Source organism: Burkholderia sp. E168m15 (assembly GCF_016586105.1).
GTDB lineage: Bacteria > Pseudomonadota > Gammaproteobacteria > Burkholderiales > Burkholderiaceae > Burkholderia > Burkholderia orbicola.
Genome location: NZ_BCPO01000083.1, coordinates 15,620 through 26,962 on the forward strand (window position 1 = coordinate 15,620; position 11,343 = coordinate 26,962).

An 11,343-nucleotide genomic window follows, 5' to 3' on the forward strand; every position below is an offset into this window, starting at 1 on the left:
GAATCTCCTAATGCGAATACGTCGACTAACTCAGCGACACGTCAAGCCGCCGGGCCGATCTCGACACGCCGGGCTTCCTTCGCGTCAGCCCCGCCCGTGATCGTTTCCGGCTTTTTGAGAATAATGTGGTCTTCCGCCACGCCTGCTGCCTTCAGCGCATCGCGCACGGCCTGCGCGCGATGCTTCGCCAGTTCGGCGTTCGCGTCGGCCGAGCCCGTCTTGTCGGTGAAGCCCGACAGCGCGAGCTTCGCGTCCGGATGTGCCTTCGCATAGTCGGCCGCGGCGGCGATCGCCGCCTTCGCGTCGGCCGGCAGCACGCTCTTGCCCGTCTCGAAGTAGATCGTCGACAGCGCGGCCGATGCCGCTGCCGCCGGCTGCTCGGCGCCCGACGCGGCTTGCGCCGGTGCCGAAGCCGCTTCTGCCGGGGCCGCTGCCGTTGCCGCGCCCGCCGTGTCTTCCGGCAGCTTGCCGTTGCGTGCGTCAGCCACTTGCTTCGGCTGCAGCAGGTCGTTCTTGTGGTTGCCCCACGAGTTGCGTTCGTACGTGACGACCGAAGCGATGTCGAGGTCCGACAGCGACGCCCACGACGGCATCGCGCCCTTGCCGTGCAGCACGCGCTCGACGTGCGCGGCGATCGGGCCGTTCACGATCGGGCTGCCGTCCATCGCCGGGAACGCGCCGAGGCCCTTGCCGTTCACCTGGTGGCAGGCCGCGCAGTTCGCCTTGTAGACTTCCTCGCCGTGCGCGACGAGTTCGGCCATCGTGTAGACCTTGTTCGGGTCGACCGCCGCGCTGGCCAGCTTCGCCTTCTGCGCGCTGACCCACTTCGCGTAGTCGTCGTCCGACAGGACTTCGACGACGACCGGCATGTACGCGTGCTCCTTGCCGCACAGCTCGGTACAGAAACCGCGGAACGTGCCGACCTTGTCGGCCTTGAACCACGTATCGCGCACGAAGCCGGGGATCGCATCCTGCTTCACGCCGAACGCGGGCACGTACCACGAGTGGACGACGTCGTTGGCGGTCGTGATGATGCGGATCTTCTTGTTGACCGGCACGACGAGCGGGTTGTCGACTTCCTGCAGATAGGTGTCGGTGATCGGCTTCTTGCCCATCACTTCGTCGCGCGGGGTGGTCAGCGTCGACAGGAAGCCGATGCCCTCGCCCGGGCCCTTCACGTAGTCGTAGCCCCACTTCCACTGGTAGCCGGTGACCTTGATCGTGAGATCGGCGTTCGTCGTGTCCTTCATCGCGACGACGGCCTTCGTCGCCGGCAGCGCCATCAGCACGACGATGACGAACGGCACGATCGTCCAGATGATCTCGACGGTCGTGCTTTCATGGAAATTGGCGGCCTTGTGGCCCTTGGATTTGCGGTGCGCGAAGATCGAATAGAACATCACGCCGAACACGCCGACGAAGATCACCGTACACAGGATCAGCATCATCGTGTGGAGATCGTAGAGCTCCTCGGCGATCTTCGTGACAGGCGGCTGAAAGTTGATCTCGTTGACACGGGGGCCGCCCGGGCTATCACCGACCGCCAGGGCCGCACCGGCAAAGAGCAATCCGCTGCATGCCAGCACGCCCGTGAGGGCTCGCTTGATTGTTTTCATAGCATCCTTACCCAAAATTTCCATTCAAACCCTCCCCCGTCGCAAGCCACCAGCCTCGTCCGGCCAATGACCGCGCCTCGTCAGCCGCAGCGCCTGAGCGACACGCGCAGCTCGTCGGCGAACTGCGCACGCTTGTACTGCGCGAGATGCTGCCCGATTACGACGGTCTGCCCGCGCGATACCAGCCGAATCGGATCGCGTGGCGTCGCACCCGGCTCGACCCGCACCCAGCGCGGGTTGAATTCGATCTGCGTGAGCCGCTCCGCATCCATCCGCTCGATCACGAGCCGGTGCGGAAACAGCCTGATGCGCTCGTAATCGACCGCATGGCGAGCATAGATCGCAAATGCGACACCCACCGCCAGCAACTCGATTCCGGTAAAGGGCATGACGAGCCAGACCCCTCTCCACAACAGCAACGCCGCGATCGCCAGCGAGAAGCCCGCGAGCGACGCGTAAAACAGCACGAACTGGCGTGGCGACACCGAACAGTTGCGTTTCATGAGCCAGTCTTCGAGGACCGGTTCGCTGTCCGCCGTCTCCGCCAAAACCCTCGCTGCTTCCATCGCCGCCTCACGCGAATGGCATGCGATGCATGCCTGCATCGGACTCGTCGCCCCGTATTGCGGGGACCCCGGGACGACAAGCTGACGCATTATAGGCGGGTTCAATGGCATCCACAAGCAAGCGCCTATCGCCCGCCAAGCCAAGCGCGACAAGCTTTCCGGCCGTTTTGGCCGCCAATTCGACCCCGCTTTGCGCCGCTAATTTCAGACATAACAAAACCCCTCTTTACCGCTTTACCGATTCTTCGGACGCCCCTTGCCGATGTCCTCGATGCGCACGATCCCGTGCCCTTCGGCGGTCGTGCGCGGCACGGCCTTCCACGCGTGGCCGTAGATCACCTCGAACGTCAGCGGAATCGTGCCGTCCTCGCGCCGGCGCGCGTCCAGCGCGTCGCCGAGCGCCGCGCGAAAGCGCCGCGTCGCGTGCTGCGGCGTCGCCCGCTCGAACGGATAGGCGCCCCAGCGGCGCACGTCGGCCAGCAGGGAATCGGGGGACTTGTAGGTGACGGTCAGCACTTCCTGGTCCATCACGGGAATCTCGAAGCCGCTCTCGACGAGCATGTCGCCGAGGTCGTGCATGTCGACGAAATCGATCACGCGGGCGGCGGGCGGGGCGATGCCGAGCGCCGCTTCGGCGTCCGCGCAGGCCGCGCGCAGTTCGCGCAGCGTGTCGGGGCCGAGCGTGCTGAACATCAGCAGCCCGTTCACGCGCAGCACGCGCTGCCATTCGGGGAAGACGGTATCGGGACGCGAATGCCAGTGAAGCGCGAGATTCGACCAGATCAGGTCGAACGCGCCGCCCGGGAACGGCAGTGCGGCGAAATCGGCCTGCGCGACGCGCGGGCCGCGCTGGCCCAGCGCCCGGCCGAGCGACGCCGGCAGCCAGCGGCGCCAGGTGGTCTGCTCGACTTCACGCTGACCGGCCCGCGCGAGCATCGCGCCGGACAGGTCCACGCCGAACACCGGCGCTTCGGGAAAACGCGCGCGCAGCGCCGGCAGGTCGTCGCCCGGGCCGCAGCCCGCATCGAGCACGGCCGCGGGGCTCACCTTGATGTATTCGAGGCGCTCGTTCATCCGCTGCGCGATCTCGCGCGGCAGGAACGCAACCGCATCGAACGTGGCGGCACGGCGATCGAAGATCCGCCGCAGGCGCCTGGTGTCATTGGCCGGACGGCCGGTTGAAGTCGAAGCTGGGGACATGTCGGGCACACTGGCGAAGAGCCCGAAGTATACTCGCTCGCCTCGCAAGCTTCATTGAGGCGGCGTGCCAGGAGTGTTGCGATGGTCCGCGGTTCCGCCGAGCGCACGTTGCGCGTCGTTTTGTCGCAGGTTCGAACGCTGGCCGTGCGCGTCGCCGCCGCCACGTTGCCGAATCGCTGCGCGTTATGCGGCAATTTGTCACACGCCGTGATTTGCGGCGCCTGCGATGCCGCGTACTGGAATGAAGCGCAGTTGCGCTGCGAGGTCTGCGCGCTGCCGCTCGGTGTCGGACACGCGCGATCGGCCGGCGGCGGTCGCCTCGGCGCCGGCCGCGCGGGCCTGTACCAGTGCGACGCGTGCCGCACCGCGCCGCCGCCGTTCGACGCGACGCTCGCGCTTGCCGATTACCGCGCGCCGCTCGACGGGCTCGCGCGCGGCCTGAAATTTCACGCACAGCTCGCGCTCGGTGGTGAATTCGCAGCCCGGCTTGCACGGCTGGTCGACGATACGCGCGGCGCGGGGGGCTTCGACCTCGTCGCGCCGGTACCGCTGTCGCACCGGCGGCTCGTCGCGCGCGGCTACAACCAGGCGTGGGCGATCGCGCGTCCGCTGGCGCGCCGGCTCGGCGTGCCAGCGGAGGCAGCCTTGCTCACGCGCGTCGCCGACACCGCGCCGCAGTCGCGGCTCGATCGGCACGCACGACGCGACAACGTGATGGCGGCTTTCGCGGTGGCAGGCGGCGTCGCCGGCCGCCACATCGCGCTCGTCGACGACGTGATGACGTCCGGCGCGACGCTCGCGGCGGCCGCGCAGGCGCTGAAGGCGGCGGGCGCCGCGCGCGTGACGAATCTGGTTGCGCTGCGCACCGCCAGGGATTAATTAGATAGAGAGGCCGCCCGCATGCGGCCGTCACGAACCGGCCAGCCGGATGCACGCGCATTGCGCCGCTCCGGCCGCCCCAGCCAAACCGAAACATGTTCAACGTCGTTCTCGTCGCCCCCGAAATTCCGCCGAACACCGGCAACGTGATCCGCCTGTGCGCGAACACCGGCGCGCATCTGCACCTGATCGAGCCGCTCGGCTTTCCGCTCGACGACGCGCGGATGCGCCGCGCCGGCCTCGACTATCACGAGTATGCGCAGATGCGCGTGCACCGCGACTGGGATGCGTTCGTCGCCGCCGAAACGCCCGATCCCGCGCGGATGTTCGCGTTCACGACGCGCGGCTCGGGCCGCTTCCACGATCATGCGTTCCTGCCCGGCGACTGGTTCGTGTTCGGCTCGGAAACGCGCGGCCTGCCGGCCGAACTGCTCGAACGCTTCCCGAACGAGCAGCGCGTGCGCCTGCCGATGCGGCCGGACAACCGCAGCCTGAACCTGTCGAACACGGTCGCGGTGGTCGTGTTCGAGGCGTGGCGCCAGGCCGGCTTCGAAGGCGGCGCCTGACGCCCGCCGGGTGTAGCCCGCGGCGCCGAACGCGTCAGGTCCGCGCGAGCCGCGCGCGGTACAGGTCGTAGATGTCGGGGGAAAAGCACGCGAACACCACGCGTGCTAGGTTCGGCGCCTGCGCGAGCATCTCGACGACGGTGCCGACCGCGATGTCGACGGCGGCTTCGGCCGGATAGCGGTAGACGCCGCAACTGATCGCCGGAAACGCGATCGACGTCGCGGCAACCTCTTCGGCCAGCTCGATCGCGCGCCGGTAGCACGACGCGAGCAGCTCGGCCTCGCCGCGCGCGCCGCCGTACCAGACCGGCCCGACCGCGTGGATTACGTAGCGCGCCGGCAACCCGTGGCCGCGCGTGAGCTTCGCGTCGCCGGTGTCGCACCCGCCGAGCGTGCGGCACTCGGCGAGCAGGCCGGGGCCGGCCGCGCGGTGAATCGCGCCGTCGACGCCGCCCCCGCCGAGCAGCGAACCGTTCGCGGCGTTGACGATCGCATCGACATCGAGCGTCGTGATGTCGACGACCTGCGCATCGAGCGTGGTGGAATGGATCTGCAGCATGACAACCTCGCGGAACGCCGAAGACTGTTCAAGCGTAGTCCGCTTTGGCGCCGCGCGCCCGGCGCAACCGTGCCGGGCGAACCCGGCCCGTGCTACTCGGCGCGTGCGTCGCGGCGCAGCAGGCCGCTGACGGCGTCGCGCGGTGCGATGCCATCGAACAGCACGCCGCACACGGCTTGCGTGATCGGCATATCGATCGACTGCGCGCGCGCGAGCGCCAGCACGGCCTGCGCGCAGCGCACGCCTTCGGCCACGTGGCCGAGCGCGCCGAGGATGTCGTTCAGCGTGCGGCCGGCCGCCAGTTGCAGCCCGACCGTGCGGTTGCGCGACAGGTCGCCCGTCGCGGTGAGGATCAGGTCGCCGAGGCCCGTGAGGCCCGTGAAGGTTTCCGCGCGGCCGCCGAGCGCCACGCCGAGCCGCGACATTTCGGCGAGGCCGCGCGTGATCAGCGCGGCGCGCGCGTTCAGCCCGAGGCCGAGGCCGTCGGAAATGCCGGTCGCGATCGCCAGCACGTTCTTCACCGCGCCGCCGACCTCGACGCCGACCACGTCGTCGCCCGTATAGATCCGCATCGCGCCGTGATGGAACGCGGCGAGCGTGCGCTCGCGGCATTCGGCCGACGCGCTGGCCACCGTCAATGCGACGGGCAACGACTGTCCGACCTCGCGCGCGAAGCTCGGGCCCGACAGCACGCCGTTGCTCTGCTGTTCGGGCAGTTCGGCCGCGATCACCTGATGCGGCAGCAGATGCGTGTCGGCCTCGAAGCCCTTGCAGACCCAGACGACGTGCGCGGGCACATAGCCCGCGTCGCGCATCGCGTGACACAGCGTGCGCAGCCCGGCCACCGGCGCGGCGATCACGCACAGCGCGTCGTCCGCGGCGCCATGCGCGAGCGCGGCGCCGAGATCGGCGTCGTAGCGCAGCGCGTCAGGCAGCGCGATGCCGTCCAGATAGCGGGAATTTTCGTGCCGGGCCTGCAGCCCGGCGATGAGCGCGGCGTCGCGCGCCCACAGAAGCGTATCGTGCCGCGCGGCCAGATGGCCCGCGAGCGCGGTGCCCCAGGCACCGGCGCCGAGAACGGCTACTTTCATACCCAGCACCGGTCCGGAGTGAAACGTCAGTTCAGCGTCGTGCCATTCGGCGCGCCGTTCGGTGCGCCTGCTGCGGCGCCGGCTTGCTGCTGAAGCTGCGCGAGACGCTGCTCGTACAGCGCCTGGAAGTTGATTTCCGCGAGGTGGATCGGCGGGAAGCCGGCGCGCGTGATCGCGTCGGCGATGTTCGAGCGCAGGTACGGGAACAGGATCGTCGGGCATGCGATGCCGACGAGCGGATCGAGCTGTTCGTCCGGAATGTTGCGGATGTCGAAAATGCCAGCCTGCTTCGCTTCGATCAGGAATGCGACCTTGTCCTTCACCTTCGCGGTGACGGTACCCGACACGACGACTTCGAACACGCTTTCCGCGAGACGGTCGGCCTTGACGTCGACTTCGACTTCAACCGACGGCATGTCCTGCTCGAGGAAGATCGCCGGCGAATTCGGCTGCTCGAGCGACATATCCTTCAGGTAGACGCGCTGGATGTTGAAGAACGGTTGGTTTTCGACGTCGGACATGGTGTTTCCCTAAAAGTGGTGACGGGGCGGTCCGGCTGTTCGCCGGCCGCCACGGATGAATCCTGCGCGCCCGACCCGCGGCGCGGCCGGCGGCCATTCTGCCCTAATCAGGCCGCTTGCAGAAGCGGCACGAGGCCGCCTTCGCGGTCGAGCTTCGACAGATCGTCGTAGCCGCCGACGTGCGTGTCGCCGATATAGATCTGCGGCACCGTGCGGCGCCCCGTGCGCGTCATCATTTCCTCGCGGCGGGCCGGATCGCGATCGATCAGCACCTTTTCGATCTGCTCGACGCCGCGCAGCTTCAGCAGGCGCTCGGCCTGCATGCAATACGGACACACCTGCGTGCTGTACATCAAAACCTTGTTCACTTCGCCACTCCTTGTTTGACGACCGGCATCCCGGCCTGCTGCCAGGCGGCCACGCCGCCTTCGAGCACGTGCACCTCGGCGTAGCCCGCCGCCTCGACCTCGCGCGCCGCCTTCTGCGACTGCTGGCCATTCTGGCAGACGAGCAGCACCGGGGTGCTCTTGTTCTTCGCGACCTGCGCAATTTTCGCGCCGATCTCGCCCGCCGCGACCTGGCGCGCCGACGGCAGGTGGCCGGCGGCGAAATCGGCGGCGGCACGCAGGTCGATCACGACCGCGTTGCGGCGATTGATGAGCTGCGTCGCTTCCGCAGCCGACAGCCCGCCGCGGCCGCGGCGCAGGGCCGGCCATGCCAGCAGGCCGCCGGAAACCAGCAGGATCGCGATAAGGGCCAGGTTCGTGTAATTGGTAAAGAACGTCACGGAATGCCGCCGGAAAAAGAGAAATCGGATGAGGACAATCCCGCCATTATAAAATAACCGTCTTGCGCGATGTCGGGCCCCGGTTCGGTCCCGTGCGGCGCGCCCCGCTTCCCATCACTACCGACCGCAAGATCCATGTACAAACTCGTTCTCATCCGCCACGGCGAATCGACGTGGAACAAGGAAAACCGCTTCACCGGCTGGGTCGACGTCGACCTGACCGAACAGGGTCGCAACGAGGCCTACCAGGCCGGCGAACTGCTCAAGGAGGCCGGCTACACGTTCGACATCGCGTACACGTCGGTGCTCAAGCGCGCGATCCGCACGCTGTGGCACGTGCAGGACAAGATGGACCTGATGTACCTGCCGGTCGTCCACTCGTGGCGCCTGAACGAGCGCCACTACGGCGCGCTGTCGGGCCTGAACAAGGCGGAAACGGCCGCGAAGTTCGGCGACGAGCAGGTGCTCGTGTGGCGCCGCAGCTACGACACGCCGCCGCCCGCGCTCGAGCCGACCGACGAGCGCGCGCCGTTCAACGACCCGCGCTACGCGAAGGTGCCGCGCGAGCAACTGCCGCTCACCGAGTGCCTGAAGGACACGGTCGCGCGCGTGCTGCCGCTGTGGAACGAGTCGATCGCGCCGGCGGTGCGCGCCGGCAAGCAGGTGCTGATCGCCGCGCACGGCAACTCGCTGCGCGCGCTGATCAAGTACCTCGACGGCATCTCGGACAGCGACATCGTCGGCCTGAACATCCCGAACGGCGTACCGCTCGTGTATGAACTCGACGAGAACCTGAAGCCGATCAAGCACTATTACCTCGGCGACCAGGACGCGATCGCGCAGGCGCAGGCCGCCGTCGCGAAGCAGGGCAAGGCGGGCTGACGCCCGGCGCGGCGAGCAGGCCGCGTTCCGGCGCGGCGTGCCGGGCCCCGGCCCGCACGCCGCGCGAACCTTCCCGGCCCCGCTGCGGTCGAACCCGCTTTCGAACCCCGCAGCGCGCCTGGCGGTGCCCCGCCGGGGCCTCTGCGGCCTTTTCGACGCTTTTCGCGCCGTTCCACTGAGTTATCGGACGAACAGTTATACTTGTCCGCTACATCCCCGCTACCGCCACGCGCTTCCCGACCGCACCAGACTCTCTATGCGAATGAATTTGAAGAACATCGGCCTGATTGCCGCGGGCCTCGCCACGGGCGTGTTCGCCACGCTGCAGGTTTCCGCATCGGCCGAGCAGACCGCCACGGCGCCGCTTCCCCTCGACCAGCTCCGCCTGTTCGCGGAAGTATTCGGGCAGATCAAGCGCGAGTACGTCGAACCGGTCGACGACAAGAAGCTGCTGACGGCGGCGATCAAGGGCATGGTGTCGAGCCTCGATCCGCACTCGTCGTTCCTCGACAAGACCGACTATGACGAACTGCAGGAGCAGACGAAGGGCCGCTTCGCGGGCCTCGGCATCGAGATCTCGCAGGAAGACGGCCTCGTCAAGGTGATCTCGCCGATCGAGGACACCCCCGCGTTCCGCGCCGGCATCCGTCCGGGCGACCTGATCACGCGCATCAACGACAAGCCGGTGCGCGGCATGACGCTCGACAAGGCCGTCAAGCAGATGCGCGGCGAGCCGGGCACCAAGGTCACGCTGACGATCTTCCGCAAGAGCGACGACCGCACGTTCCCGGTCACGGTCACGCGCGCGATCATCAAGGTCCAGAGCGTGAAGATGAAGATGCTCGACCCGGGCTACGCGTATGTCCGCATCACGAGCTTCCAGGAGCGCACGACGCCCGATCTCGCGCAGAAGCTGCAGGACATCGCGCGCCAGCAGCCGAACCTGAAGGGCCTCATCCTCGACCTGCGCAACAACGGCGGCGGCCTGCTGCAGAGCGCGGTCGGCGTGGCCGGCGCGTTCCTGCCGCCCGACTCGGTCGTCGTGTCGACCAACGGCCAGATCCCCGATTCGAAGCAGGTCTACCGCGATACGTACGACAACTATCGCCTGCCGTCCTTCGACGGCGATCCGCTGAAGAACCTGCCGCCGGTCTTCAAGACCGTGCCGATGATCGTGCTGACGAACGCATATTCGGCGTCCGCGTCGGAAATCGTCGCCGGTGCGTTGCAGGATTCGAAGCGCGCACAGATCATGGGCAAGACGACGTTCGGCAAGGGTTCGGTGCAGACGGTCCGCCCGATGACGGCCGACACCGCGCTGCGCCTGACCACCGCGTACTACTACACGCCGAGCGGCCGTTCGATCCAGAACAAGGGCATCACGCCGGACGTGCCGGTCGATCAGTACGCGGACGGCGATCCGGACGACGTGCTCGTGACGCGCGAGGTCGACTACACGAACCACCTCGCGAACACGCAGGATCCGAACGAGAAGAAGGAACAGGAAGAGCGCGAGCAGCGCCGGATGGATCAGCTGCGCGTTCTCGAAGAGCAGAACGACAAGAAGACGCCGGAGCAGCGCCAGAAGGATCGCGATCGCAAGCCGATCGAGTTCGGCAGCGCCGACGACTTCATGATGCAGCAGGCGCTCAACAAGCTCGAAGGCAAGCCGGTCCAGGAATCGAAGTCGCTGCTCGCCGAGAGCACGGCGAAGAGCCCGGCCGCCAAGGCAGCCGCGAAGGCATCGGGCGCCAGCGCCGCGAAGCCGGCTTCCGCACCGAAGCCGGCATCCGCGCCAAAGTAAGCGCCAGCCGGCATCCAACGGGCCATCGCGGGAAGACCGCGATGGCCCGTTTTTCATGCGCGCCTAAAATAACGAACGTCCGCCCGCCTCGCTCACGACTCCCCATGAACGACGATCAACTCCTTCGCTACTCCCGCCACATCCTCGTCGACGAGATCGGCATCGAGGCGCAGCAGCGCTTTCTCGACGCGCATGCGATCGTCGTCGGCGCGGGCGGCCTCGGCTCGCCGGCCGCGATGTATCTCGCGGCGTCGGGGGTCGGCACGCTCACGCTCGTCGACGCCGATACGGTCGACCTCACGAACCTGCAGCGGCAGATCCTGCACGTGACGGCATCGGTCGGCCGCAGCAAGGTCGAATCGGGACGCGACACGCTCGCGCAGCTGAACCCCGAGGTGACGGTGAACGCGGTCGCGGAACGCGTCGACGACGCGTGGCTCGACGCACACGTGCCGCACGCGAGCGTCGTGCTCGACTGCACCGACAACTTCGCGACGCGGCATGCGATCAACCGCGCGTGCGTCGCGCACGGCGTGCCGCTCGTGTCGGGCGCCGCGCTGCGCTTCGACGGCCAGATCAGCACGTTCGACTTCCGCGACGCGGCCGCGCCCTGCTATGCGTGCGTGTTTCCGGAAGACCAGCCGTTCGAGGAAGTCGCGTGCTCGACGATGGGCGTGTTCGCGCCCACCGTCGGGATCATCGGCGCGATGCAGGCGGCCGAGGCGCTGCGCGTGATCGGCGGCATCGGCAAGACGCTCAACGGGCGGCTGATGATGCTCGATTCGCTGCGGATGGAATGGACGACGATGAAAATCGCGCGCCAGGCCGACTGCCCCGTATGCGGGGACCGGCACTGACGCGCGACGGGCATG

At 67.8% G+C, this 11,343-nt stretch carries 13 protein-coding genes; 5 read left to right on the forward strand and 8 right to left on the reverse strand.

What is annotated here, in order from left to right; translation table 11 throughout:
- Positions 1-41 precede the first annotated feature (41 nt).
- The 3 genes from coxB to JMF86_RS14205 form a co-directional block, all read right to left on the reverse strand.
- Positions 42-1,640: a cytochrome c oxidase subunit II gene (gene coxB, locus JMF86_RS14195; protein WP_011694413.1), complete on the reverse strand. Its 1,599-nt coding sequence runs from the start codon at positions 1,638-1,640 to the stop codon at positions 42-44.
- A 56-nt stretch (positions 1,641-1,696) separates the two neighbouring features.
- Complete coding sequence (locus JMF86_RS14200; protein WP_011546277.1) at positions 1,697-2,221, reverse strand: DUF2244 domain-containing protein; 525 nt, start codon at positions 2,219-2,221, stop codon at positions 1,697-1,699.
- Positions 2,222-2,416: 195 nt separating this feature from the next.
- Positions 2,417-3,382 (reverse strand): methyltransferase domain-containing protein, encoded by a 966-nt coding sequence (locus JMF86_RS14205; protein WP_011546278.1) that lies wholly within the window; start codon positions 3,380-3,382, stop codon positions 2,417-2,419.
- Between the two features lie 81 nt (positions 3,383-3,463).
- On the opposite strand from JMF86_RS14205, the gene JMF86_RS14210 reads away from it, so the two are divergent.
- Positions 3,464-4,261, forward strand: coding sequence for a ComF family protein (locus JMF86_RS14210; RefSeq protein WP_054928063.1), 798 nt, complete (start codon positions 3,464-3,466; stop codon positions 4,259-4,261).
- Positions 4,262-4,356: 95 nt separating this feature from the next.
- Positions 4,357-4,827, forward strand: a complete 471-nt coding sequence (gene trmL, locus JMF86_RS14215; RefSeq protein WP_006477726.1) for a tRNA (uridine(34)/cytosine(34)/5-carboxymethylaminomethyluridine(34)-2'-O)-methyltransferase TrmL — start codon at positions 4,357-4,359, stop codon at positions 4,825-4,827.
- A gap of 34 nt (positions 4,828-4,861) precedes the next feature.
- Here the strand turns inward: trmL and JMF86_RS14220 are convergent, their stop codons facing one another.
- The 5 genes from JMF86_RS14220 to JMF86_RS14240 form a co-directional block, all read right to left on the reverse strand.
- The gene (locus JMF86_RS14220) at positions 4,862-5,386 is read right to left on the reverse strand and encodes an O-acetyl-ADP-ribose deacetylase (RefSeq protein ID WP_027807188.1); all 525 of its coding nucleotides are present in this window, start codon (positions 5,384-5,386) and stop codon (positions 4,862-4,864) included.
- Between the two features lie 92 nt (positions 5,387-5,478).
- Positions 5,479-6,477: an NAD(P)H-dependent glycerol-3-phosphate dehydrogenase gene (locus JMF86_RS14225; RefSeq protein ID WP_054928064.1), complete on the reverse strand. Its 999-nt coding sequence runs from the start codon at positions 6,475-6,477 to the stop codon at positions 5,479-5,481.
- Positions 6,478-6,503: 26 nt separating this feature from the next.
- The gene (gene secB, locus JMF86_RS14230; RefSeq protein WP_006477723.1) at positions 6,504-6,998 is read right to left on the reverse strand and encodes a protein-export chaperone SecB; all 495 of its coding nucleotides are present in this window, start codon (positions 6,996-6,998) and stop codon (positions 6,504-6,506) included.
- A gap of 107 nt (positions 6,999-7,105) precedes the next feature.
- On the reverse strand, positions 7,106-7,366 hold the full coding sequence (gene grxC / locus JMF86_RS14235) for a glutaredoxin 3 (protein ID WP_006477722.1): 261 nt from the start codon (positions 7,364-7,366) through the stop codon (positions 7,106-7,108).
- Complete coding sequence (locus JMF86_RS14240; RefSeq protein WP_006477721.1) at positions 7,363-7,785, reverse strand: rhodanese-like domain-containing protein; 423 nt, start codon at positions 7,783-7,785, stop codon at positions 7,363-7,365. The genes grxC and JMF86_RS14240 overlap by 4 nt, the downstream gene beginning before the upstream one ends.
- 135 nt (positions 7,786-7,920) lie before the next feature.
- On the opposite strand from JMF86_RS14240, the gene gpmA reads away from it, so the two are divergent.
- The 3 genes from gpmA to JMF86_RS14255 all read left to right on the forward strand — a co-directional run bounded on the left by gpmA (position 7,921) and on the right by JMF86_RS14255 (position 11,328).
- Entirely contained in the window at positions 7,921-8,667 is a 747-nt protein-coding gene (gene gpmA / locus JMF86_RS14245; protein ID WP_012329275.1) for a 2,3-diphosphoglycerate-dependent phosphoglycerate mutase, read from the forward strand.
- A 256-nt stretch (positions 8,668-8,923) separates the two neighbouring features.
- Positions 8,924-10,471, forward strand: a complete 1,548-nt coding sequence (locus tag JMF86_RS14250; RefSeq protein WP_011546283.1) for a S41 family peptidase — start codon at positions 8,924-8,926, stop codon at positions 10,469-10,471.
- A gap of 104 nt (positions 10,472-10,575) precedes the next feature.
- Positions 10,576-11,328 (forward strand): molybdopterin-synthase adenylyltransferase MoeB, encoded by a 753-nt coding sequence (locus tag JMF86_RS14255; protein WP_054928065.1) that lies wholly within the window; start codon positions 10,576-10,578, stop codon positions 11,326-11,328.
- Positions 11,329-11,343 lie beyond the last annotated feature (15 nt).